The sequence below is a fragment of the Ruegeria intermedia genome (assembly GCF_900129345.1).
Classification (GTDB): Bacteria; Pseudomonadota; Alphaproteobacteria; order Rhodobacterales; family Rhodobacteraceae; genus Ruegeria; species Ruegeria intermedia.
In genome coordinates this window covers 13,880-38,286 of record NZ_FQVK01000007.1, presented here as the reverse complement: position 1 = coordinate 38,286, position 24,407 = coordinate 13,880, and the positions used below count along the sequence as shown (strand labels likewise).

The window sequence follows — 24,407 nt, the reverse complement described above, 5'->3', positions numbered from 1 at the left end:
GCCCGCGACATGCCCTCCTTTCTGAAGGAATTTTTCAACCGCAACGGCACCGGCATGGGGCTGACGATCCTGGGTCTGGTCCTGTTCTGGACGATCGGCCTGATCATCCTGCCGCAGCTGTCGATGCTGGACTTCTCGTTCCGTCCCAACCTGCCGCCCCCGGAAATCGGCGGCCCCAAGGACGTGTACACGCTGGAGAACTACAAATACCTGATCTACGGCCCCGAGGGCGGCAGTCAGGACTACAACACCGTCGACCTGCGGGTGTTCTTCCGCACACTGGTGGCGGCGGTCTGCGTGACGATCTTCAACCTGATCCTCTGCTATCCGATCGCCTATTACCTGGGCCAGTCCAAGGGCAGCCACATCCGCATCTTCGCGATCATGCTGATCATCCCCTATTGGATCAACGAGATACTGCGGGCCTTTGCGCTGCGCATCATCTTCGGCGAAACCGGCGTTCTGAACACGCTGTTCACGGGCCTGGGCATCTGGGATACGCCCTTCGATTTCATCCGCAACGACATCGCGCTCTATGCCGGTCTGGGCTATGCCTACATCCTGCTGATGATCTTTCCGATCTACAACGTGATCGAAAGCCTCGACCGGAACCAGATCGAGGCGGCGCGCGACTTGGGCGCTCCGTGGTGGCGGATCCACTGGAGGGTGGTCATCCCCTATGCCAAGCCTGGCATCAGTTCCGGCTGTACCATGGTGTTCATGCTGTCGGCCGGTGCGCTGGCCGCGCCGCAGATCCTGGGCGGGCCGTCCAGCCTGTGGTTCACACAGCTGATCTATCAGCAGTTCAACGACAACAATGACTGGCCTCAGGGCGCGGCCTATGCGGTGGTTCTGCTGGTGACCTGCATCCTGTTCGTTCTGGCGATGATGCGCCTGTTCAAGGTGAACATGGGGGATATCGGGAAATGAACTCTTCCTTCCTCCGCATAAGCATCTGGGTCTATCTGGCGATCTTCTTCGCCTATCTGCTGGGTCCGCTGGTGATCATGTCGATCACCGCCTTCAACTCGTCCAGCTTTCCGCGGATCAGCCCGTGGGAATGCCTGACCTTCCAGTGGTTCACCGAGCTGTTCCACGATCAGCGCATCCTGAACGGGATCAAGAACTCGTTGATCATCGGCATGGGCACGGTGGTTCTGTCGGTGGCGATGGGGCTGGCCGGCGCGCTGATGCTGACCCAGATCTGGCCCAAACTGCGCGCCACCTATTATACGATCATCATCGCGCCGATCCTGATCCCGGGCGTGGTGCTGGGCATCTCGACCCTGGTGTTCTGGGACCGGATCAACCGGATGCTGGGGCTGGGCGCCGACAGCGTCCTGTCGAACGGGGTGTTCCTGACGGTGATCGGGCAGTCGACCTTCATCGCCAGCTACTGCATGCTGGTGCTGGTGGCGCGGTTGCAGCGCTATGACACGGCGCTGACCGAGGCCGCGCTGGACCTGGGCGCGACCCATGCGCAGGCGTTTCGCAAGATCCTGCTGCCGTTCATGCGCCCGGCGATCGCGTCGGCGGCGGTGCTGGCGTTTCTGGCCTCGTTCGAGAACTACAACACCACCACCTTCACCTTCGGTGAGTATCCGACGCTGACCATCGAACTGGCGCAGAAGGTGCGGTACGGCATCACGCCCGCGATCTCGGCGCTGGCCTTCATCATCGTGGCGCTGACGGTGTTCTTTGCCCTGCTGAACGAGGCCAAGCTGCGCCGGCAGGAGCTGGTCGCCGCCGCGCGCCGCAACGCGACGGTGCAGGACCTGGGCGGCAAGATCCGCTTGCCCGGCTTCTTTGCCGGAAACATGGCGGCGGTGCTGCTGGTGGTCTTCGCGGTGGCGACGATCACGGTGGTGGGCACGGCGACGGTCTACAGCCCCGACCAGTGCATCGCCAACGTGAAAGAGCAGAAACGCCTCGAGGCCGAGCGCCGGATCCAGGAGCTGCGCAAGCAGCGCGAGGAACAGCGCAAGCAGCGCGAAGCCCAGGAGGCCGAGCAGGGCGGAGCCACGCAATCGGCGCCCAAACCCTCGAACAACAGCGGCTTTGGCGGTGTGTTCGCGCCCGGCGCTCTGGGTGGTGGCACGGACGCCGAACCCGAAGCTGAAGAGCCGCCCAAGGGCAATGGCGGCTTTGGGAACGTGTTCGATCCCAACAGCCTGAGCGGCGACCAATAGGCGCGTCGGTCAGGGATTCCGCCCGGCCCCGGGGTCAGCCCCGGCCGGGCGGATTGCGTCTCGTGATGGCCACGTCGCAGGCTGCGATGCTGTGCCCGTTCCACTCGACGGAATGCGCGTTGTAGTTGATCAGGACGTCATGGGTCGCGGTCTCGCGCCGCCGCAGGCCGGGCGGCATCGGATGCAGGGTCAGCCCGACTTTCTGCGCGGCCATTTCAACGATCCGGTCCCACAGGTCTTCGTCCGGGAACCCGGCCAGATACCAAAGCTGGTCAGTGCCCTTGAGCGCCGAAGTTCCGCCCTCGAAGGTCAACAGATCGGGCGCGTCGCCGGTCAGCCGCTCGACCCAGTGTCGCGCCGCTCCGCCGCCCTGAACCGGGCGGGTGATTTCGGGCGGCAGGGATTCCACCAGCGCCACGTCGCAGTTCAGCGCCTGCAGCCCAGGGCGGCCTTGGGCCGGGATCTGGAAATCAGCCGTGATAGCCCCGGTGCGCGGGCCCAGAACCGTCAGTTTGGCCGCCGCCCGCAGGCGGTCGGCCAGCGCGTCGTCCAGCGTGGCCAGACCGGGGGCGAGGATCAGATCATAGTCGGCGTCGTCCAGGCCCGAGGCCGGCACGACGTCGACCGACAGTCCGGCGCGGCGCAGGGCGCGATAGGCGGAAAACACCAGCCGGAAATAGTTGAACCCCGCGCCCTGCGGTTGGGTGGCCCAGGCCCAGTCCGACGGATAGTCGAACAGGATGGCCACCCGCGCCTGCACCGGTTCGAGCGGTCCCAGCGCGGCCAGATCTTCGGCCGTCTGCCGCGCCTCGGCCAGACCGGGGGCGGGTTGGTTGTTCGGTGTCAGCAAGCCCGCGTGCATCTGTTCCTGCGCAAAAGGCGCCTGCCGCCAGCGGAAATAGCTGACCACCTCGGCCCCGTGGGCCACGGCCTCGAGCGACCAAAGCCGCACCATGCCCGGCAGGGGGGCCGGGTTGTAGGGCGCCCAGTTCACCGGTCCGGGCTGCTGTTCCATCACCCACCAGCGGCCGCGTCCAACGGCGCGGTACAGATCGTGGTGAAAGGCCTGCATGTCCGGGTCGCCCTGTTGCAGAAAGGCTGCCTTGTGCGCCGCGTCGGCCTCGAGCCGGTCGGACAGGAACCCGATCGGGTAGCTGTCCCAGGTGGCGATATCCAGATCGGCGCCCACCTCGAAATGGTCGAAATCCAGGATCCGGCCCATGTAGTTGTGCAGCAGCGGCGCATCGGTCAGGGGCCGCAGCGCCTGAACCTGCGCCCGGTTGAAGGCCACCACCTGATCCGAGCTGAACCGGCGGAAGGCCAGCACATGCGCGGGGTTGGGTTCGGTCACGGTCAGGTTGGGCAGGTCGATCTGATCGAAATCGCCGTATTCCATTGACCAGAACACGTTGCCCCAGGCGGCGTTCAGCGCCTCGACCGAGCCATAGCGTTCGGCCAGCCAACGGCGGAAGGCCTGCCGCGCGGGCGCGCTGTAGCTGACGGTGGTGTCGTGGCAGCCATATTCATTGTCGATCTGCCAGGCGGCGACATGCGGGTTGCGGCCATAGCGTTCGCCCATGATCCGGGCGATGCGGACGCACTCGTCGATGTATCCGGGATGGCTGAAACAGTAGTGCCGGCGCGAGCCAAACTTGCGCGGCTGCCCGTTTTCGTCCACCGCCAACATGTCCGGGTGCCGGTCCAGCATCCAGCGCGGCGGCGTGGCGGTTGGGGTGCCCAGCACCACTTTCAGCCCGGCCGCACCAAGGGTTTCGATGGCCTGATCCAGCCAGTCGAATGTCAGTCGGCCCGGTTCCGGCTCCATCCGGCTCCAACTGAATTCGCCGACCCGGACCCAGCGCAGGCCGGCCTCGACCATGTGCGCGGCATCTTCGGCCCACATCGACTGGGGCCAATGTTCGGGGTAATAGCAAACGCCAAGTTCGGGGGTCATAGGATGACTCTGTGTTCCGCCTGACCTTGGTCCGCGCTTTCGGCGGCAAAGGTCATTCCGTTGGTGGGGTGCGACGCGATGGTGTCCGCATCCAGCCCTTCACGGGCCGAGGTACAGAACAGCGTCGTCAGATCCGGCCCGCCGAAAGCGGGGCACGAGGTATGGGCCGCCGCGAAAGGCACCGCGCACAAGAAGGTTCCGCCGGCGTCATAGGCCGCAACCCGCGCCGCGCCCCATTGCGCGAGCCATAGGTTGCCCGCGGCATCGACGACTGCGCCATCGGGGTTCAAACCTTCGGCGCGCAGGTCCAGGAACACCGCGCTGTCGCCCTCGGGCCAGCCGGTTTGCGGGTTCAGTGCCCAGCGCCGCACCAGCCCGGTGGCCGTGTCGCAGAAATAGGCGCAGGACCGGTCGGGCGCGAAACAGATCGCGTTCGAGATGGTCACATCCGGCACCAGCTGCCGCAGCTCACCCCGCCAAAAACGATAGATCGCCCCCGCGCCCGGTTCCGCGCGCTTGCCCATGGTGCCGATCCAGAACCCGCCCCACGGATCAGCCCGCCCGTCATTCGAGCGGGTCAGCGGGTTGTCTGCCTCAAGCGCGACGATGCGGTCCTTGTGACCGTTCTCAAGCCCGAACCGCCACAACCCGGTTTCCGACGCGATCAGCAGCGTGTCGCGGTCGATCCAGCCCGCAGCCGAGACGTGCTCGGCAAAATCCCAGCTTTGAGGGCCATTTGCGTCGCGGGTCATCAGGCGCTTGTTGACGATGTCGAACCAGAACAGCTGTTGCCGTTCTGGATGCCACAACGGGCCTTCGCCCAGTTCGCACGGGCGGTCGTCAAAGACCTGACTCATCGCGTGGCCTCGTCATAGGCGGCGACGATCCGGCGGGCGTTCTCGGCGATCTGGTCCGCGGACATGCCGGGTTTGAACAGGGCCGAGCCGATGCCGAACCCGTCGGCCCCGGCCTTGAGCCAGTCGCCAAAATTCTCGGGCCCCGCGCCGCCCACGGCATAGACCTGCGTGCCCTTGGGCAGAATTGGGCGCATCGCCGCCAGCCCTATTGGTCCGGCCATCACCCCGGGAAACAGTTTCAACCCGGTGGCCCCGGCGCGCAGGGCGACGAAGGCCTCGGTCGGGGTATAGACCCCGGGCCAGCTTTGCAGCCCCAGATCCACCGTGCGCGCGATCACCTCGGCATCGCAATTGGGCGACACGATCAGCTTGCCGCCCACGGCGGCCACCTGTTCGACCTCGTCCACGGTCAGGACGGTTCCGGCGCCGACCAGCGCGCGGTCGCCGATCGAACGGGCCAGACGGCCGATGCTGTCCAGCGGGTCGGGCGAGTTCAGAGGCACCTCGATCCGGTCGATGCCGGCATCCAGAATGGCCTGGCCGACGGCCTCGGCCTGCGCCGGGTCAAGCCCGCGCAGAATGGCGATGATGGGGCGGCTCATGCGGTTTGCCTCGTGAGGGTGCGGGCCAGCAGCAGACCGGCCAGCGTGGCCTGGGTCGCGTCGGCGGTTTCGACGAACGCGCCCTGTTGCTGCAGCGCGGTGGCATAGATGTTCGACAGGGCCTCGGCCCCGATGATGGCCAGTTGCTGGCCCAGCCAATAGGGGCGGGTGGCGGCCAGTTCGGCGCCGATCAGGGCACCGGACAGGCGGGCGCGCGCGGTGGCCGGATCCTGGCCTTGCAGCAGGTCGGCGGCGCGCAGCCCGAACAGCCGCCCGGCCAGTTGCTCGGGCTTGGACAGCGTGTCCGCCACGGCCGTGGCAAAGGCGTCGTCGTCCCAGCCCTCGCCGACCGAGTGTTTCAACACCGAGTGCTGGCCCAGCAGATCGAACAGCTCGCCGGTCATGAAGGTGCGGAAGCTGACGACCTCGCCGGCGCTGACCTGCACCCATTTGGTGTGGGTGCCGGGCAGGCAGATCACGCCATCCCAATGCGGGCGCGTGGACAGGTAGCCGGCGATCTGGGTTTCCTCGCCGCGCATCACGTCGGCGGGGTCGTCCTGTTTGAGGCCCGGCACCACGAAGGCGCGGATGCGTGGATCGGTGCCGGGCACGCGCACCGGAACGGTCGAGATCGGTTTGGCCGGCACCGCCACATAGGGCGCCTCGACCCAGCCTTGCCGGGCACCGACCATGCCGCAGGCGATCACGTCGACGGGCGCCGCGCCCAGCCAGCCCTGGACCAACGTCAGCAGCGCGTCCTGGAACTGATCCCGGCGCAGCGTCGCCATGCCCCGGTCGCACTGGGCGTGGTCCAGCACCGTGTCGCCCTGCATCGCCCAGGCGCGCAGATGCGAGGTGCCCCAGTCTACTGCGATCCACTCGGTGTTCATGTCCTCACCCCGTTGTGACCACGCCGCCATCGACGACCATGCATTGCCCGGTCATGGCGCGGCTGGCAGTCGATGCCAGGAACAGCGTCGGCGCGATCATGTCGTCCGGGCTCAGATGTTCCTTCAGGCACTGTCGATCCATATGCGCGGCCAGATCCTCGGGCGTGGCCCACATGTCCAGTTGTTTCTGCGTCAGCACCCAGCCGGGCGCCAGCGCGTTGACGCGGATGTTCTTCGGCCCCAGCTCGCGCGCGAGCGAGCGGGTCATGCCGGTGATTCCGGCGTTGGCCGTCGTATAGATCGGATAGCCCGCATTGCCCATCATGTAGCTGATCGAGCTGAAGTTGATGATCGACCCGCCGGTTTCGGCCATCTGGCGCGCGGCCTGCTGGCAGGCAAAGTAATAGGCCTTGAGGTTGACCGCGATCATCCAGTCCCAGAACTCGGGCGTGGTTTCCTCGAGGTTGTGGCGCTTGTCGTTCGCCGCGTTGTTGACAAGCACGTTCAGCGGACCGTGGGCCTCGGCGGCCTTGGTCATGGTTTCGTGCAGCAGCGCGGTGTCGGTCATGTCGCCCTGCAGGAACAAGGGCGCGCGGCCGTGCTTGGCGCGCATCTCTTTGACGAATGCGCTGGCGTCGGACCGGCCGATGAAGGCGACCTTTGCGCCCTGGGCCAGGAATCCGTCGGTCAGGGCCGCGCCCACGCCCGACCCGCCGCCGGTGATGAAGACGGACGCGCCGTTCAGGTCATGGAAGGTTGCTGGCTGGGTCATCAATGGCTCTCTCGGGTCACAAGGCGGGTGTCCTTGCCCACCAGGAAATCAAGGTCGGCACCCCGATCGGCCTGCAGGACATGGTCGATGTACAGCTTGGCATAGCCGCGGGTGTAATGCGGGTCGTCGGGCCGCCAGGCCGCGCGTCGGGCCGCCAGCTCCTGTTCGTCGACCAGCAGTTCCAGCTCGCCCTTGCTGGCGGACACGCGGATGCTGTCGCCGGTTTTCACCAGCGCCAATGGGCCGCCCGCCTGCGCCTCGGGGCTGACATGCAGGATCACTGTGCCGAAAGCGGTGCCAGACATGCGGGCGTCGGAAATGCGGATCATGTCACGTACGCCCTGTTTCACCAGCTTGGCGGGGATCGGCATGTTGCCGACCTCGGGCATGCCCGGATAGCCCTTTGGACCGCAGCCCTTGAGCACCAGAATGGTCTCGGGCGTCACCGGCAGGTCGTCTCGGTCGATATTGGCCTTCAGGTCCTCGATGCTGTCGAAGACAAAGGCCTCACCTTCCGTTTCCAGCAGGCTGTCGGTGGCGGCCGAGGGTTTCACGATCGCCCCGTTCGGCGCCAGGTTGCCGCGCAGAACGCGCAGCCCGGCGGCCGGTTTCACCGGATCGTCAAAGGCGTGGATCACGTCGCGGTTGAAGCATTCCGCGCCTTCATAGTGGGCCGAGATGTCCTTGTTCAGAACGGTGCGGGCCGGGCGCAGATGCGATTTCAGCTCGGACAGGACCACCGGCATCCCGCCGGCATAGCAGAAATCCTCCATCAGGTATTTGCCCGAGGGCATGCAGTTGACCAGCAGCGGAATGTCCGATCCGATCTCGAAATCCTGCAGGGTCAGGTCGACGCCCACCCGGCCGGCCAGCGCCAGCAGGTGTACCACGGCGTTGGTGGACCCGCCCACCGCGGCATTGGCCAGGATGGCGTTCTCAAACGCCGCCTTGGTCAGGATGTCCGACGGCTTGAGGTCTTCGTCCACCATCTCGACGATGCGTTTGCCGGTCATGTGCGCCAGCGCCATGCGGCGGGCATCGACTGCGGGCAGGGCGGCGTTGGTGGGCAGGCTCATGCCCATCGCCTCGACCAGCGAGGCCATGGTCGAGGCCGTGCCCATGGTCATGCACACGCCCTTGGACCGGCTCATGCCGGATTCGGCGTTCATGAAATCCTGCAAGGTCATCTCGCCGGCGCGCACGGCTTCCGAGAACTTCCAGACATCGGTGCCCGAGCCGATATCCTTGCCGCGATACTTGCCGTTCAGCATCGGCCCGGAACTGACCACGATGGTGGGTAGATCGACCGAGGCCGCGCCCATCAGTTGGCCCGGCGTGGTCTTGTCGCAACCACCCAGCAGCACCACGCCGTCGATGCCATAGGCGCGGATGGATTCCTCGACATCCATGGCCAGCAGGTTGCGGAACAGCATGGCGGTGGGCTTCATCTGGGTTTCGCCCAGCGACATCACGGGGAATTCGACGGGAAAGCCGCCCGCCTCCCACACGCCGCGCTTGACGCCTTCGGCCAGGTCGCGCAGACCTGAATTGCAGGGCGTCAGCTCGGACCATGTGTTGCAGATGCCGATGATCGGGCGCCCGTCAAAGACGTGATCGGGAAAGCCCTGGTTCTTCATCCATGACCGATGAATGAACCCGTCCTTGTCGAGCTTGCCATACCAATGCTGTGAGCGGCGTTTCCTGGTCATTTGCGGGCCCTTTCAAGCGGCTTTGGCGGGCTGGCACCAGTCGGGCAGCCAGTCGGCGTGGGCGGTCAGAAGATCCGTCACCAGATTGCGGATCTGGCGCAGGTCCAGTTCGGCGGCGGTGTGCGGGTCCATCATGGCGGCGTGATAGATGTGTTCGGGGTTTTCCTCGACCAGGGCGCGCACGGTCAGTTCCTGCACGTTGATCTGGGTACGCATCAGGGCGACCAGCTGCGGCGGGATATCGGTCACGACCGAGGGCTGCACGCCGTTGCTGTCGACCAGACAGGGCGTTTCGACCGCCGCGCCCAGAGGCAGCTGCGGGATCTGCCCGGTATTGGGCAGGTTGCCATAGGCGACATAGGGCGTGTCGGTGACGATGGCGTTCATCAGGTCGGCGGCAAATTCGTGGCTGCGGATCACTTCGATGTCGCGCCCGTCGGTCAGGGTCTTGGCCTGTTCCTTCCAGTTCGCAACCTGCTCTTCGCAGCGGGTGGGGTATTCGTCCAGCGGGATCTGGAACTGGTCGATCAGGTCCTGACGCCCGTCCTTGATGAACCACGGGACGTACTCGGCCAGGTGTTCCGAGCTTTCGGTGCAGAAATAGCCCAAGTGATCCATCACCTCGTACCGCACCTTGTTCGGGCAGCGCGGCATCAGCAGCGGCGCCTTGGGCAACTGGCCCGCGTGATAGCCACGGCGCAGCGCCGGATACAGGTCGCGGCCCTGATGTTCCAGCCGCAGGAAAAACGCCACATGGTTCACGCCCGCGACGCGATAGCGGATTTCATCCTTGGGCAGGTCCAGGTCATGGGCCAGCTCCTCGACCGTGTTCTGGACCGAGTGGCACAGACCCACATGTTTCAGTGCCGGGAACCGTTCGGCCAGCGCCCAGGTGTTGATGGCCATCGGGTTGACGTATTGCAGCAGCGTGGCATCCGGGCACAGCTGCGCCATGTCGCGGGCCACATCCCACAGGACGGGCACGGTGCGCAGGCCGCGCATGATGCCGCCCACGCCCAGCGTGTCGGCGATGGTCTGGCGCAGGCCATATTGCTTGGGGATCTCGAAATCGGTGACGGTGCAGGGTTCGTAGCCTCCGATCTGGAAGGCGGTGATAACGAAATCGGCCCCGTCAAGCGCCGCGCGGCGGTCGGTATGGGTGGACACGGTCGCGCCGGTCCCGACCGAGCGGATCATGGCGCGCGCGACGGTTTCGCTCTCGGCCAGACGCTCGGGGTCGATGTCCATCAGGGCAAAATGGCTGTCGGCCAGCGACGGGGTCAGCAGGGCATCGCCCACGATGTTCTGCATGAAAATCGTGGAACCTGCACCGATGAAGGTGATCTTGGTCATAACTGTAAACCTTGACTAGGCGTTATTTTACGGCACCGAGGGTCAGACCCGCGATGAAGTGTTTCTGCATCAGAAAGAACATGGCCACCGGCGGCAGGGCCGCGACGATCGAGCCGGCACTCATCAAGTGATAGGCGGCGCGGAACTGCGCGTTGAAGCTGGTGATGCCGGCGGTGACGGGTTGGCTCTCGGCCCCTTGGGTCAGCACGACGGCCCAGAAATAGTCGTTCCAGATGAAGGTGAAGATCAGCACGCTGAGCGCGGCGATCGCGGGCTTCATCAGCGGCAGGACGACGTACCAGAAGATGCGCCATTCGCTGATGCCCTCGACCCGCGCGGCCTCGATCAACTCAAAGGGCAGGGCGCGGATGAAGTTGCGCATGAACAGGGTGCAGAACCCGGTCTGGAACGCGATGTGGAACAGCACCAGCCCGGTTTTCGTGTTGTAGAGCCCCAAGTCCAGCGTCAGGTCGCGCACCGGCACCATCAGGATCTGGAAGGGCACGAAGTTGCCGGCCACGAACATGAAGAAGATCCACAGGTTCGACTTGAACTTGTAGATCCCCAGCGCAAATCCGGTCATGCAGCTGAGCGCCACGGCGCCGATCACCGTGGGCACCGTGATCAGGAACGAGTTCAGCAGATAGCGCGGCATATCCGAGTTGAAGAACACCTGACCGTAGTTCTTCGCCCCTTCAAAGCTGGAGGGCAGGCCCCAGTAGTTGGCGTTGGTGAAATCCGCCTCGGGCTTGATCGAGAACAGGGCGACCGCCAGCAGCGGGCCGAGCCACAGCAGAAGGGCGACCGGCAGCAGCGCCTGATAGGAAATCTGCACCGCGCGGGGTTGTTTTTCGATCGGTTTGGGAAACATCTCAGTGCCCCTTTTCTTCGCGGTACATCGACCACAGGAAGTAGGCGATGAAGCACAGCATGATCAGGAACAGGATCACGGCGATGGCCGCGCCATATCCCATGCGGAACCCGTATTCCGACAGGGCGACCTCGAACATGTAATAGGCCAGTACGCGCGAGGATCCGAACGGCCCGCCCTGCGTCATGATCGAGATCAGGTCGAACGAGCGCAGCGCGCCGATGATGGTCACAACGAAGGCGATGAAGGTTGCCGGGCGCAGTTGCGGCAGGATGATATGCCACAGCATCCGCCCGCCCTTGGCGCCGTCCAGCCGGCCGGCCTCGATCTGTTCGGGGTCCACGGCGTTCAGGCCGGTCAGATACAGGATCATGCAATAGGCGGTCTGCGGCCAGAGGCCCGCGAAAATGATGCCGTAGGTGACGAAGCGTTCATCCCCCAGGATGTTCACCGGGCCCAGCCCGAACCAGCTGAGGAATTCGTTGAGCAGCCCGAAAGTGGGGTCGTAGAACCAGGTGAAGACCAGCCCGACCACGACCTGGCTGATGACGAAGGGAAAGAAGAACAGCGACTTGTACAGCCGGATGCCCCAGACCGTCTGGTTGAGGAACAGCGCGATGAACAGGCCCGCCGGGATGGCCAGCAGGTACATCACCAGCCAGATCAGGTTGTTCTTCAGCGAGACATAGAAGGCGTCGCGGTCGACCCATTCCCAATACAGGTCTTCATAGTTGCGCATGCCGACATATTCGGCGGCGCCCAGCCCGTCCCATTCGTAAAGCGACAGGTTGAAGGACTGGAACACGGGGATGATCACGTAGACCATGAAGAACAGCACGCCCGGAGCCAGAAACAGCCAGGGTGCGATACGTTGCTGATTTCTGTGGAACCAGCTTTCGTGTTCGGTGACGTCGACGGCGGTCATGGTCAATCCCGGTTTGGAGAGGGCAGGACGGGGTCAGACCCGTCCTGCGATTGGCTGAGGCGTGGCCGGGGCAACCCCGGCCACCACCCGATCAGTTGTCATAGATGCGCTGACGCGCGCGTTCCAGCTTGGCCAGGATCTTGTCCAGGTTGTCGGGCTTGACCATGAATTCCTGGAAGCCTTCCATCGACACCTTGGCCATTTCCGCCGGTGCGTCGCGGTCCCAGAACTGGGCGACGCCGCCGGGGCTGTTGGTCGACAGCATCTTGAAGCCTTCCTGCAGGAACTTGTCATCATCCACCGACGACTTGGCGTTGATCGGCAGCTGGCCAAGGTTCTGGCCGTTGTTGATGATGGTCTGCTCCTCGGCGGAAACGACGAAGCGCAGGAACTCGCGCGCCGCTTCCTTGTTCGAGGCGTTGGCCGGGATGTGGAAGGTGTCGGTCGGCGCGTCCTCGGCCAGTTCGACATCGGGGTTGATGGTGACGAACTGGTAGAAGTCCAGCTGGTCATCGGTCAGACCCGCCTCGCGCAGCGGCGCCACGGCGAAGTTGCCCATCAGATAGGCCGCCGCGTCACCCTGAACCATGAAGGGCAGGGCCTCTTGCCAGCTGTAGGTCTGGTGGTTGTCGATGAACGCGCCCATGTCGATCAGCTGTTTCCAGTTGGCGAAGGTCTGCTTGACCCGCTCGTCTTCCCAGCTGACCTTGCCCGCGGCCAGGTCCATGTGGAAATCGAACCCGTTGGTGCGCATGTTCAGATAGTCGAACCAGCCGCCCGCGGTCCACAGGAACTTGGTGCCGATGGTATAGCAGGCCCGACCGGAATCGATGATCTTCTGACAGTTCGAGATTTCCTCGTCCCAGGTCTTCGGCTCGCTCAGGCCCAGCTCGTCAAAGATGTCTTTGCGATAGTAGACGCCCCACTGATAGTAGGTGTAGGGCACGCCCCACTGCTTGCCGTCGATGGTCAGCGCCCCCTTGGTCGAGGCAAGGTTTTCGGCGATCTCGGGCTCGGCCCACAGGTCCGACACGTCCTCGAACAGACCCGCCTCGACATAGGGGCGCATCCGGTTGGCCGCGTACCAGGTGGCCACGTCGGGCGTGTCGGCGGTCAGAAAGTTGCGGATCTGGGTCTTGTACGCTTCGCGGTCGATCACGGTGGTCTCGATCTCGAGCCCGGGGTGTTTCTCGGCGAACCGGCCGATCATCGCCTCCATCGTCGCGCGCGGCGCCGGGTTCGACGTGTCCAGGAAAATGCGCAGCTCACCGGTCAGTTCCGCCGCGGCCGGGGCTGCAATTGCCACGCTGACAGCCAGTGCCGCCGTCGTGCGCTTGAACATGGAATGCATGGTTTCCTCCCTTAGCTTCCATCTAGCGGTTTCAAATAGTGAAACCAAGTTTTATATATTGAAAACTACACATCGAATCGGCTAGGCTTGTCAATACCCCGGCGGCCCGCACGCATGGGGATGAGGAGGAGAATTCAGACCCGTGGCAGGTGACGGAACCATCGGCAAGGCATGTGACGTGCTGGAACAGGTCGCGGCGTTCGGCCGGCCCGTGCGGTTCGCCGAACTGCTGGAAAGCAGCAGCTTTCCCAAGGCGTCGCTGTACCGGTTTCTGCAATCGCTGACCAATCAGGGCATGTTGTCCTACGACCCCGACCGGCAGACCTATTCGCCCGGCTTGCGGCTGGTTCGGTTGGCGCATTCGGCCTGGACGCAAAGCTCGCTCGCGCCGATCGCGCGGCCGATCCTGGATGCGCTCAGCCTGGAAACCGGCGAGACGGTGCACCTGGCGCAGTTGGATTCCAGCCAGGTTCTTTATGTCGACAAGCGCAACGCCAAGAACCCGGTCGAGATGTATTCCGAGGCCGGAAAGGTCGGACCGGCCTATTGCACCGGCGTGGGCAAGGCGATGCTGGCCTATCTGGATGACGACCGGCTGGACAAGGCGATTTCGCAGCAGAGCTTTCACCGCTTCACCGACAGGACGCTGACCTCCGAGGCCGAATTGCGGGCCGATCTGGCCCGGATCCGCGAACGGGGGTTTGCCATGGATGATGAAGAGCACGAGCCCGGCATCATCTGCGTGGCCTGCCCGATCCTGACATCGGGCGGACGGATGCTGGGGGCGATCTCGATCACCGGATCGACCCAGCGCATGGATTTCGATCAGTTGAAGAAATGGGTCCCTCGGGTGCGGCATGCCGCCGACCAGATCGGGGCCGAAGCCGAAGCATGGCGGTTCCCCGAGGGCCGCAAGGACAGGATGCAAGCATCATGACAGGCGTTACCTTGAAGGGCGCAATCAAGCGGTATGGCCAGACCCAGGTCATTCACGGCATTGATCTGGAAATCGAGGATGGCGAGTTCTGCGTTTTCGTCGGGCCGTCGGGCTGTGGCAAATCCACCCTGTTGCGGATGATCGCCGGGCTGGAGGAAACCACCGAAGGCGAAATCCGCATCGGTCAGCGTGACGTGACCCACATGGACCCGGCCAAGCGCGGCGTCGCGATGGTGTTCCAGACCTACGCCCTGTATCCGCACATGACCGTGGCCGAGAACATGGGCTTTGGCCTGCGCATGAACGGTGTACCCAAGGCCGAAATCGACAAGAAGGTGGCCGAAGCGTCGGAAATCCTCAAGCTGGACCCGTATCTCAAGCGCAAGCCCAAGGCGCTGTCGGGGGGGCAGCGTCAGCGGGTCGCCATCGGCCGGGCCATCGTGCGCGGCCCCGAAGTTTTCCTGTTCGACGAGCCGCTGTCTAACCTCGATGCCGAACTGCGCGTGGAAATGCGGGTCGAAATCGCCCGACTGCACCAGGAAATTGGTGCCACGATGATCTACGTCACCCACGACCAGGTCGAAGCGATGACCATGGCCGACAAGATCGTGGTGCTGCGCGATGGTCGGATCGAGCAAGTCGGCGCTCCGATGGATCTGTATCGCGACCCCGACAACCGGTTCGTGGCGGTGTTCATCGGCTCGCCCGCAATGAACTTTCTGGAATGCGATGTCGTCGATGGAACGGTGCGCCATCCCGCCCTGACGGACACGATTCCCGTTACCAAGGGCGTGCCCTCCGATGCCAGGAAGGTAACCCTGGGGATCCGCCCGGAACATATCGGCGTCGATCGGTCCGGCGACACCTGTACCGTCGATCTGACCGAGGCGCTTGGCGGCGTGTCCTACAGCTATCTGCTGGCGCCGAACGGTGACAAGCTGATCGTCGAAGAGCGCGACGACCAGCGCAGCAAGGCGGGCGAGCGGATCGGTATTTCGGTCCGGCCCGAGCGCGCGATGCTGTTCGATCCCGAAAGCGGCCAACGGCTGCGCTGAGCCGTCTTCGGCCGGCAGTGCCGCCTTGCCATAAGGGCGCTCAGTCCAGAAGGGCCAGCAGGTCGCGGTGCAGTTGCGCTGGAATCTCGGCATATCCGCGGGCGGTGTTGCGCGCGCGGGCGGCAAAGCGGCGCTGCGACGGCAGCCGCGCGCCTTGGTCGAGAATATCGGCAAACAGGCGTTCGGCCCGCGCATCGTTGGCCGGACGGCGCCCGCCGCTGAACTGGTCGGGGTCGAAGGCAATGATGATGTCGCCATGGTATGGCGCGCCGCCCGTGCCTTGGGCGAACTCCATACTTTCGAGGCTGGTCAGGTCGTCGATCAGCGGGCCGGCCAGAAGCTCGATCATGATCGAAAGGGCCGAGCCCTTGTAGCCGCCGAAGGTCAGCATCGCGCCGTCCAGCGCCGCCTGCGGATCGGTCGTGGGGTTGCCGTCCTTGTCGATCGCGACGCCTTCGGGCAGGGGTTTGCCCGCGCGCTTGTACAGCTCGATCTCGCCGCGGGCGAAGGCGCTGGTGGCGAAATCGAAGGTGAACGGATCCTGGCCCATGCGGGGCCAGCTGAAGGCCAGCGGGTTGGTGCCCAGGCTGCCGCGCGTGCCCCCCGCAGGGGCCACCCAGGAATGGCTGGGCACCATCGCCATGGCCGCAAGCCCCTTGGCCGACAGGGCCTCGACCTCGGGCCAGAGGGCCGAGAAATGAAAACAGCGGTTGATCGCCATGGCCGCGATCCCGTGGGAGCGGGCCTTCTCGATCAGCCGCGGCAGGCCCGTCTGGAACGCCAGCAACGACATGCCGCCCTGCGCGTCGACGCGCACGATGGCAGTGCCCGAGGAGGCAACCTGGGGCTGCGCATGGCCGTCGATCTTGCCCGCCTGCATGGTCTGGACGCACATGAACAGGCGAAACAGCCCGTGCGACTGGCAATCGTCCATCTGGCAGGTGGTCAGCATCCGCGCGATCGCCTGTGCGTGATCGGGACCATAGCCCACATGGGTCAGGACCTTCAGGCTCAGATCGGTCATTTCCTCGGGCGTCAGCCGTACCGTTTCGCTCATGTTCCTTCCCCCTGGGCTGATTTGGACGCCCAAGGGGTACCGGGGAAGCCCGGACCTGTTCAACCCGATAACCACCGGCGCCGGCGCCGCGGGGCGGAAATGCCGCCGGCCCCCTTGTGAAGCGTCGAAATTCGCCGAAGAATGCTGGTCATGATGTCAGGACCGCATTCCCCCGACGAGGACGAGGCCTTTGCCGGCCCGCGCAGCATCTATGATGTCGATCCCCCCGAAGACGAGGACCTGTGGTTTCTGCCCCCCGACAGCGACCCGGCGGCCGAGGATCTTTTGCCGCCCGGTCCCCGGGCGGACCGGCGCCTGTTGTTCGACCCGCGCGACTGGCGCGCCGCGCAGGCCGCCGTGGCGCGGGACCTGGCCGAATTGACCCTGACCTTCGGCGCGCTGGATGAACGGTTGCGGACGGGCCCGGCGGGCTGGACGCATCGGCTGGCGCTGATGGACGTGTCCGATCTGGGTTGGTGGACCGGAGACCGGATCAGCGTCGACCGGCTGGCGCTGTGGACCGGGCTGCGCATCGGCGCCACCGGCGACGACGTGCAGGCCCTGTTCCGGGCGGGCTGGGCGGTGCGGCGGCTGACCTCGGGTGCGGGTCCGTCCGAGGGGGGCTGGCAGCATGGGCTGGCCGCGTTTCTGGACCGGATGGCGCAGGGCATCGACGAGGTGCCCGAGGCCGTGGCCGATCTGGCCGAGGTGATGGACTCTGCCGCCGATCTGCACCCGGTGACCCAGTCGGCCATCGCCTTCCACGCCTGGCGCGCGCTGTCGCAAGGGATGGGCCAGGACACCGAGGCCGCCGTCATCGCCGCCCGCCACGCGGCCACGATGGGCCGCGGCGGGGCGCTGTTCATGCCGCTGGCCCTGTCGGGGCCGGGGGCGTTGCGCGGCGCAGGCGCGCCCGAGGACAAGCTGCGCGCCTGGGTGCGCGGTGCGGGGCAGGCGGCGCTGGCCGCCCTGCTGCACCTGGATCGCGTCATCGCCTGGGAGTCGCGCGCCCGCGCCGCGACCGATGATCTGAGCGGCCGGACACCGCCGGTTCTGATCGACGTTCTGGCCGCCTGGCCCATGGTCTCGGCGCCCTTGGCCGAGGAACTGACGCAGGCCTCGCGCGCGGCGGTGCAGCGCAATCTCGACAGATTCACCAGCCGCGGGCTGATCCGCGAGGTGACCGGGCAGGGGCGGTACCGCGTCTGGGCGGCGGCGCTGTGATGCGGCGGGCCTAGCGGCCTACGCCCACATAGGTGTCGAACCCCGATTTCAGCGCCATCTCGCGCCCGTAGATGTTGCGCAGATCGACCATCCGCGGGGTTTTCATGGCCTGGGCCATCTGCGACAGGTTCAGGGCGCGGAACTCGTTCCATTCGGTCAGCAGCACCACCGCATCGGCATCGCGCACGGCGGCATAGGGGTCGTCTTCCCATGTCACGCCCGGCAGCAGGGCCTCGCCCTCGGCCCGGCCTTGGGGATCGACCACGCGCACCCGGGCGCCGCCGCCGATCAGTGCCGGCACGATGGTCAGCGAAGGTGCGTCGCGCATGTCATCCGTGTTGGGCTTGAAGGTCACGCCCAGCACCGCGATGGTCTTGCCGTTGAAGCTGTCTCCGCAGGCGTCGCGGATCTTTTCGATCATGCGTTTCTTGACCTCGTCATTCACCCGCATGACCGTCTCGGTGATCTGCATGGGAAAGGCGTGATCCTGGCCGATCCGCGCCAGGGCGGCGGTGTCTTTGGGAAAGCACGACCCGCCATATCCGGGACCGGCGTGCAGGAACTTGTTGCCGATGCGCCCGTCCAGACCGATGCCCCGCGACACCTGCTTGACGTCGGCGCCGACCCGCTCGCACAGGCCGGCGATTTCGTTGATGAAGGTGATCTTGGTCGCCAGAAAGGCATTGGCTGCGTATTTGATCATCTCGGCGCTTTCCAGATCGGTGGTCAGGATCGGGAAATCGCGCAGGTACAAGGGGCGATAGATGTCGGCCATCACCTGGGCGGCACGGTCGCTCTCGACGCCCACCACGACCCGGTCGGGTCGCATGAAATCGTCGATCGCCGCGCCTTCGCGCAGAAATTCGGGGTTCGAGGCGACGTCGAATTCGGCCTCTGGGTTGGCGGTCGAAATGGTCTCGTGAACCTTGCGGTTGGTACCCACGGGCACGGTCGACTTGGTGACGACCACGGTATAGCCGGTCAGGGCGCGGGCGATCTCGTCGGCGGCGGCCATCACATAGGTCAGGTCGGCATGCCCGTCTCCGCGGCGGGTCGGCGTGCCCACGGCGATGAACACCGCATCGGCCCCGTCGACCGCCCGGGCCAGATCGGTGGTAAAGCCGAGCCGCCCGGCAGCCACGTTCTTGGCCATCAGAACGTCCAGCCCCGGCTCGTAGATCGGAACCTGACCCGCCTGCAGCATCCGGATCTTGTCTTCGGCCTTGTCCACGCAGATCACGTCATGGCCGAAATCCGAAAAACACACCCCCGACACCAGGCCGACGTAACCGGTGCCGATCATCGCAATACGCATTGTTCAAAATTCCCTGTTTCCAACTGTCGCCTCGGGCGCGCATACATTCGGGTAAACTTCCGCGGGTTTCAATGGGCGAACTTGCCCTCGGCTTGCATTCCTTCCCGTCTTGCTGTTTTTGGGTGGCAAACAGGGATCGTTTCAGACTGGTGGACCTTATCCATGACCAAAACAGCATTGATTACCGGTATCACCGGGCAGGACGGCTCCTATCTGGCCGAGTTTCTGTTGGCCAAGGGCTATGAGGTTCACGGAATCAAGCGGCGGGCCTCATCGTTCAACACGCAGCGGATCGACCACATCTATCAGGACCCGCACGAACCGGACCCAAAGCTGCGCCTGCACTACGGCGATCTGACCGACACGTCGAACCTGACCCGGATCATCCAGGAGGTTCAACCCGACGAAGTCTACAACCTGGGTGCGCAATCGCATGTGGCGGTCAGTTTCGAGGCGCCGGAATACACCGCCGATGTCGATGCCATCGGTACCCTGCGCCTGCTCGAGGCGATCCGCTTTCTGGGGCTCGAAAAAAAGACCCGCTTCTATCAGGCCTCGACCTCCGAGCTGTACGGTCTGGTCCAGGAAATCCCGCAGCGCGAGACCACGCCCTTCCACCCCCGGTCGCCCTATGCCGTGGCCAAGCTGTATTCCTACTGGATCACGGTGAACTACCGCGAGGCCTATGGGATGTATGCCTGCAACGGGATCCTGTTCAATCACGAAAGCCCACGCCGGGGCGAAACCTTCGTGACCCGCAAGATCACCCGCGGGCTGGCCAACATCGCCCAGGGGCTGGAACAGTGCTTGTACATGGGCAATATCGACAGTCTGCGCGACTGGGGCCATGCCAAGGACTACGTGCGCATGCAGTGGATGATGCTGCAGCAGGACCAGCCCGAGGATTTCGTGATCGCCACCGGCAAGCAGTATTCGGTACGCGAGTTCATCGAATGGTCGGCGGCCGAGCTGGGGATCGCGGTCGAGTTTTCCGGAAGTGGCGTCGACGAGATTGCGACGGTGACGGCGATCGAAGGCGAGGATGCTCCGGCGCTGAATCCGGGCGACGTGATCATGCGCATCGACCCGCAGTATTTCCGCCCGGCCGAGGTGGACACCCTGCTGGGCGACCCGACCAAGGCCAAGGAAAAACTGGGCTGGGAGCCGGAGCTGACGGCACGGGAAATGTGCGCCGAAATGGTCCGGGAAGATCTGAGAACGGCCAAACGCCACGCCCTGTTGAAAGAGCATGGCTATGAGATGCCGGTCAGCCTGGAAAACGGCTGAGGGGGTCAAAATGCAAAAGGTCTATATTGCCGGACATCGCGGCATGGTCGGAGGCGCGATTCTGCGCCGTCTTCAGTCGCGTCAGGCCCAGGGCGAGGACCTGCAGCTGATCACGCGCACCCACGCAGAACTGGACCTGACCGATCAGGCGGCGGTGCGCGACTTCATGCAGGCCGAACGCCCCGATGTGGTGATCCTTGCCGCGGCCAAAGTGGGCGGCATCCACGCCAACAACACCTATCCAGCGGATTTCATCTATGACAACCTGATGATCGAGTGCAACGTGATCCATCAGGCCTTTGCCGCCGGCGTACGTCGCCTGCTGCAACTGGGCAGTTCGTGTATCTACCCGCGCGAGGCCGCCCAGCCCATGCGCGAGGATGCGCTGCTGACCGGTCTGCTGGAACCCACGAACGAGCCCTATGCCGTTGCCAAGATCGCCGGGATCAAGCTGTGCGAAAGCTACAACCGCCAGCACGGGGTCGACTACCGCTCGGTCATGCCGACGAACCTGTACGGACCGGGCGACAACTTCCACCCCGAAAACAGCCACGTTCTGCCCGCCCTGATCCGCCGGTTTCACGAAGCCGCGCGCGACGGGCTGGACGAGGTGGTGATCTGGGGCACCGGCAAACCCCGGCGCGAATTCCTGCATGTCGACGACATGGCCGAGGCGTCGCTGTTCGTGCTGGATCTGCCGCGCGCCGAATATGAGGCCAACACGCAGCCGATGCTGAGCCACATCAATGTCGGGTGCGGGCAGGACGTCTCGATCGCGGAACTGGCCGCTCTGGTGGCCAAGGTCACGGGGTTCAAGGGCAGGATCACCCAGGACCCCAGCAAACCCGACGGCACGATGCGCAAGCTTATGGATGTTTCACGACTGGCCCGGATGGGCTGGACGGCGCGCATCGGGCTCGAGGACGGCATTCGCCAGACCTATGCCTGGTTCCTTGAGCAGCCCGAGCACGACCTGCGCGCCAAGTAGCCGCCCAGCCCGAAGACCGGGCGGCCGAACGGTTCGGAACCACCGGCCGATTGCGACCGGTTCAAGCGCGTTTGCCGTCGTGTCCGAGACAATCGCCACGACCTGCCAGTCGGCCTGACCGTCGGTTGCGGCTCCGGGGCTGAGGAACCGGCCACGGTGCCCGTGGTTGCATCCACGCAAAGGGCCTCGGTGTGGGTGACATGTTTTTGCACCTCAGGCGGTTTCTGAAAGGGCAAGTTCAGGCGGGGGTGGTTTGTGACACGGTGGGCATGCTCCTTGGGCTGTCGGGCCGATGAGTGCTGGGCGCGTCACTCAGCCGTGCCGATGGTCATATGTCCGCTTTCCCGTGCGAACGGCCCGGAAACGAATTCGAAACTGTTGATTTCCAGCAGAGAAACAAATCGGTGCGATGGTGTGGTTTGTTGCCGCCTGCGGACGGTGACGCATCAAGGTGATTCTGCTGACCGCACGAAAAAGGGGCCGCCACGGGGCCGCCCCTGGGGTCATCCGCCGGGATGCTCAGCTGCGGGCATAGACATCCTCGTACCGGATGATGTCATCCTCGCCCAGATAGCTTCCGGTCTGAACTTCGATCAGAACCATCGGCACCTTGCCGGGGTTTTCCATCCGGTGCACGGCGCCCAGCGGGATATAGACCGACTGGTTTTCGCTGACCAACTGCACCTTGTCGTCGATCGTGACCCTTGCGGTGCCTTCGACGACGATCCAATGTTCGGCCCTATGGTGGTGCGACTGCAGGCTCAGCGCGGCGCCGGGGTGCACATGGATGCGCTTGACCTGAAACCGGTCGCCCACGACGAGGCTTTCGAACCAGCCCCACGGGCGATGGTCCACCGGTAGCTGTTCAGCCTGTTTGGCCCCCTTGGCCTTGAGGGCCGCGACCGCTGCCTTGACGTCCTGCGCCTTGTCCATGCTGGCCACCAGAACGGCATCGGGCATGGCCACGGCGATCATATTCTCAAGTCCCATCGCCACGACTTCCTGGGCCGGGGATTCCGACCGGATCAGCACGTTGCGACAGTCGATCGCCGTCACCTCGCCTGCGGTTGCGACGCCATCCTCGGACGGGTTGCTCAGTTCCTGAACGGCAGACCAGCTGCCCACATCCGACCAGCCGCCTGCGAAGGGCACGACGCTCAGGTTGTCGGCCCGTTCCATCACGGCATAGTCGATCGAGATGTCTTCGATCGGCTCCCATGCGTCGCGGTCCAACCGCAGGAAACCCAGATCGGCCTTGGCCTTTTCAACGGCAACTCGAACCGGGTCGACCAGATCGGGTGCGTGGGCTTCGAAAGCGGAAATGATGTCGCGGACGGCGAACAGGAAGATCCCGGAATTCCACAGGTACGTCCCGTCGGCCACCATCTGGCGGGCGCGTTCGAGGTCGGGCTTTTCAACGAAATGGTCCAACGGGACGGCCTTGCCCGAAGCGTCGGGCGTCTTGCCGAGCTTCAGATAGCCATAGCCGGTCTCGGGCCGGTCCGGCGCAATGCCGAACGTAACCAGATGCCGGTCCTGCGCGACAGCTTGCACGCCCTTTTCGACGGCGGCATGGAATGCGGCCTTGTCCGGCACAACGTGATCCGACGGCGCCACCAGCATCAGCGCGTCCGGGTCCTGCTGTTTCAGGTAAAGGGCCGCCGCCAGAATGGCCGGTGCGGTGTTGCGCCCTTCGGGCTCGATCAGCACCGGGCCAGGGTCGATTCCAGCAGCAGCCAACTGCTCGGTGACGACAAAGCGGAAGGCTTCATTGGTTAGAATCAAGGGTTTGGCAAAAGGTGCCTCGGCCGGACCCCGCAGCCGATCGGCGCAATCCTGCAACAGGCTGGTTTCACCAAACAGCGGTACGAATTGCTTGGGATAGCTCTTGCGGGACAAGGGCCACAGCCGGGTTCCGGAGCCACCACACAGGATCACGGGATGGACGTTGCTCATGTTTAAGAACGCTCTTATTTGATGTGATTTGGGTGGTTACATCGTCTGACGGTCAGGTATGGCGCGGCCGCATCACTGTGCGGCCTTGCTCGTGGCGACGATATCGTTCAGGTATCGGGTCAGGTCGTCGCGCAGGTCGTCGCGGGCCAGCGCAAAGGACACCGTCGCCTGCAGGAACCCCGCCTTCGAGCCGCAGTCGAACCGCTGGCCCTTGAACCGATAGCCGAAGACCGGCACGCCGTTGCCGATGTCCTCGGCGATGGCGTCGGTCAGCTGGATCTCTCCACCGCTGCCCTTTTTCATGTGATTAAGGTTGTACAGCACGGACGGACCCATGATGTACCGCCCGATCACCGCCAGGTTCGAGGGGGCCTCTTCGGGTTTGGGTTTCTCGACCATCCCGCGCGCGCGGACCACCGTGCCCACGTTTTCGGCCACGTCCAGTATGCCATAGGCGCTTGTGCGCTCCGGCGCCACTTCCATCGTGGCGACCATGTTGCCGCCGGTTTCTTCATAAGCTTCGACCATCTGCTGCAGACAGGGCTTCTCGGCGGCGATGACGTCGTCGGGCAGCATCACGGCAAAGGGTTCGTCGCCGATCAGACGCCGTGCGCACCAGACCGCATGACCCAGGCCCAGAGCCTTGTGCTGGCGGATATAGGCGATTGCTCCGCTTTCCATGTTGGTCGCATCCAACGTTTCCAGCAGCTTGTCCTTGCCCTTGGCCCGCAGCTCTTCCTCGAGAATGGGGTTGTGGTCGAAATAGTCTTCCAGCGCCGACTTGCCGCGCGATGTCACGAAGATGAATTCCGTGATCCCGGCGGCGCGGGCTTCGTCGATGGCGTATTGTACCAATGGCCGGTCAACCAGCGTCATGATTTCTTTCGGAACCGATTTCGTGGCGGGCAGAAATCGCGTCCCCAATCCCGCGACCGGAAAAATCGCCTTGGTGACCTTTCGTGACATGATACCTCACAAATCAAAAAATAAACTGCAGGCGAACAAACTGCCGCCGGGGTTCCCTTTTAGGCCGCGAGACCAGCGCATTCAATGACACTTTGGCGACCCAACGGACACTTTCCGAACCGTGCCATCTGAAACGGACGGTGTCAAAA

21 protein-coding genes are annotated in these 24,407 nt (G+C 64.4%); 7 read left to right on the top strand and 14 right to left on the bottom strand.

The features are described 5' to 3' along the window. Positions 1 to 9: 9 nt before the first annotated feature. Positions 10 to 930, top strand: coding sequence for an ABC transporter permease (locus F3H26_RS06860; RefSeq protein ID WP_149775313.1), 921 nt, complete (start codon positions 10 to 12; stop codon positions 928 to 930). Further along, positions 927 to 2,189: an ABC transporter permease subunit gene (locus F3H26_RS06855; RefSeq protein WP_149775312.1), complete on the top strand. Its 1,263-nt coding sequence runs from the start codon at positions 927 to 929 to the stop codon at positions 2,187 to 2,189. The genes F3H26_RS06860 and F3H26_RS06855 overlap by 4 nt, the downstream gene beginning before the upstream one ends. 34 nt (positions 2,190 to 2,223) lie before the next feature. Here F3H26_RS06855 and F3H26_RS06850 read toward each other — a convergent pair whose 3' ends face one another. The 10 genes from F3H26_RS06850 to F3H26_RS06805 all read right to left on the bottom strand — a co-directional run bounded on the left by F3H26_RS06850 (position 2,224) and on the right by F3H26_RS06805 (position 13,473). Further along, a complete protein-coding gene (locus tag F3H26_RS06850; protein ID WP_149775311.1) occupies positions 2,224 to 4,143 on the bottom strand; it encodes a beta-galactosidase in 1,920 nt (639 codons plus the stop codon). Continuing rightward, positions 4,140 to 5,000, bottom strand: a complete 861-nt coding sequence (locus F3H26_RS06845) for an SMP-30/gluconolactonase/LRE family protein (RefSeq protein ID WP_149775310.1) — start codon at positions 4,998 to 5,000, stop codon at positions 4,140 to 4,142. Before F3H26_RS06845 ends, F3H26_RS06850 begins: the two co-directional genes overlap by 4 nt. After that, positions 4,997 to 5,602 carry a 2-dehydro-3-deoxy-6-phosphogalactonate aldolase gene (locus F3H26_RS06840; protein WP_149775309.1) on the bottom strand — a complete coding sequence of 202 codons (606 nt, stop codon included), beginning with the start codon at positions 5,600 to 5,602 and terminating at the stop codon, positions 4,997 to 4,999. The genes F3H26_RS06845 and F3H26_RS06840 overlap by 4 nt, the downstream gene beginning before the upstream one ends. Continuing rightward, positions 5,599 to 6,492: a 2-dehydro-3-deoxygalactonokinase gene (locus F3H26_RS06835; RefSeq protein WP_149775308.1), complete on the bottom strand. Its 894-nt coding sequence runs from the start codon at positions 6,490 to 6,492 to the stop codon at positions 5,599 to 5,601. Before F3H26_RS06835 ends, F3H26_RS06840 begins: the two co-directional genes overlap by 4 nt. 4 nt (positions 6,493 to 6,496) lie before the next feature. Beyond that, positions 6,497 to 7,264 (bottom strand): SDR family NAD(P)-dependent oxidoreductase, encoded by a 768-nt coding sequence (locus F3H26_RS06830; RefSeq protein ID WP_149775307.1) that lies wholly within the window; start codon positions 7,262 to 7,264, stop codon positions 6,497 to 6,499. Further along, positions 7,264 to 8,973, bottom strand: coding sequence for an IlvD/Edd family dehydratase (locus F3H26_RS06825; RefSeq protein WP_149775306.1), 1,710 nt, complete (start codon positions 8,971 to 8,973; stop codon positions 7,264 to 7,266). The genes F3H26_RS06830 and F3H26_RS06825 overlap by 1 nt, the downstream gene beginning before the upstream one ends. 12 nt (positions 8,974 to 8,985) lie before the next feature. Continuing rightward, positions 8,986 to 10,326, bottom strand: coding sequence for an alpha-glucosidase/alpha-galactosidase (gene melA / locus F3H26_RS06820; RefSeq protein WP_149775305.1), 1,341 nt, complete (start codon positions 10,324 to 10,326; stop codon positions 8,986 to 8,988). A gap of 22 nt (positions 10,327 to 10,348) precedes the next feature. Continuing rightward, positions 10,349 to 11,197, bottom strand: coding sequence for a carbohydrate ABC transporter permease (locus tag F3H26_RS06815; protein ID WP_149775304.1), 849 nt, complete (start codon positions 11,195 to 11,197; stop codon positions 10,349 to 10,351). Between the two features lies 1 nt (position 11,198). Next, positions 11,199 to 12,122, bottom strand: coding sequence for a carbohydrate ABC transporter permease (locus F3H26_RS06810; RefSeq protein ID WP_149775303.1), 924 nt, complete (start codon positions 12,120 to 12,122; stop codon positions 11,199 to 11,201). A 91-nt stretch (positions 12,123 to 12,213) separates the two neighbouring features. Next, the gene (locus F3H26_RS06805; RefSeq protein ID WP_149775302.1) at positions 12,214 to 13,473 is read right to left on the bottom strand and encodes an ABC transporter substrate-binding protein; all 1,260 of its coding nucleotides are present in this window, start codon (positions 13,471 to 13,473) and stop codon (positions 12,214 to 12,216) included. A gap of 142 nt (positions 13,474 to 13,615) precedes the next feature. Between F3H26_RS06805 and F3H26_RS06800 the strand changes: the two genes are divergently transcribed. Both F3H26_RS06800 and F3H26_RS06795 read left to right on the top strand, forming a co-directional pair. Beyond that, positions 13,616 to 14,410, top strand: a complete 795-nt coding sequence (locus F3H26_RS06800) for an IclR family transcriptional regulator (RefSeq protein ID WP_149775301.1) — start codon at positions 13,616 to 13,618, stop codon at positions 14,408 to 14,410. Next, complete coding sequence (locus F3H26_RS06795) at positions 14,407 to 15,465, top strand: ABC transporter ATP-binding protein (RefSeq protein WP_149775300.1); 1,059 nt, start codon at positions 14,407 to 14,409, stop codon at positions 15,463 to 15,465. The genes F3H26_RS06800 and F3H26_RS06795 overlap by 4 nt, the downstream gene beginning before the upstream one ends. A 40-nt stretch (positions 15,466 to 15,505) precedes the next feature. Here the strand turns inward: F3H26_RS06795 and F3H26_RS06790 are convergent, their stop codons facing one another. After that, positions 15,506 to 16,522 (bottom strand): Ldh family oxidoreductase, encoded by a 1,017-nt coding sequence (locus F3H26_RS06790; RefSeq protein ID WP_149775299.1) that lies wholly within the window; start codon positions 16,520 to 16,522, stop codon positions 15,506 to 15,508. Between the two features lie 141 nt (positions 16,523 to 16,663). Here F3H26_RS06790 and F3H26_RS06785 point away from each other — a divergent pair, with 141 nt between their 5' ends. After that, positions 16,664 to 17,746, top strand: a complete 1,083-nt coding sequence (locus tag F3H26_RS06785; RefSeq protein WP_394349764.1) for a helix-turn-helix domain-containing protein — start codon at positions 16,664 to 16,666, stop codon at positions 17,744 to 17,746. A 10-nt stretch (positions 17,747 to 17,756) separates the two neighbouring features. Here the strand turns inward: F3H26_RS06785 and F3H26_RS06780 are convergent, their stop codons facing one another. After that, positions 17,757 to 19,061, bottom strand: a complete 1,305-nt coding sequence (locus F3H26_RS06780; protein WP_149775298.1) for a UDP-glucose dehydrogenase family protein — start codon at positions 19,059 to 19,061, stop codon at positions 17,757 to 17,759. Positions 19,062 to 19,223: 162 nt separating this feature from the next. Between F3H26_RS06780 and gmd the strand changes: the two genes are divergently transcribed. Both gmd and fcl read left to right on the top strand, forming a co-directional pair. Then, positions 19,224 to 20,348, top strand: a complete 1,125-nt coding sequence (gene gmd / locus F3H26_RS06775; protein WP_149775297.1) for a GDP-mannose 4,6-dehydratase — start codon at positions 19,224 to 19,226, stop codon at positions 20,346 to 20,348. Positions 20,349 to 20,358: 10 nt separating this feature from the next. After that, complete coding sequence (gene fcl / locus F3H26_RS06770; protein ID WP_149775296.1) at positions 20,359 to 21,336, top strand: GDP-L-fucose synthase; 978 nt, start codon at positions 20,359 to 20,361, stop codon at positions 21,334 to 21,336. Between the two features lie 519 nt (positions 21,337 to 21,855). On the opposite strand, the gene F3H26_RS06765 is transcribed toward fcl, so the two are convergent. Together F3H26_RS06765 and galU are read right to left on the bottom strand one after the other, a co-directional pair. Continuing rightward, positions 21,856 to 23,292, bottom strand: a complete 1,437-nt coding sequence (locus tag F3H26_RS06765) for a mannose-1-phosphate guanylyltransferase/mannose-6-phosphate isomerase (protein ID WP_149775295.1) — start codon at positions 23,290 to 23,292, stop codon at positions 21,856 to 21,858. Positions 23,293 to 23,364: 72 nt separating this feature from the next. Then, positions 23,365 to 24,258, bottom strand: coding sequence for a UTP--glucose-1-phosphate uridylyltransferase GalU (galU, locus tag F3H26_RS06760; protein ID WP_149775294.1), 894 nt, complete (start codon positions 24,256 to 24,258; stop codon positions 23,365 to 23,367). Positions 24,259 to 24,407: the final 149 nt, after the last annotated feature.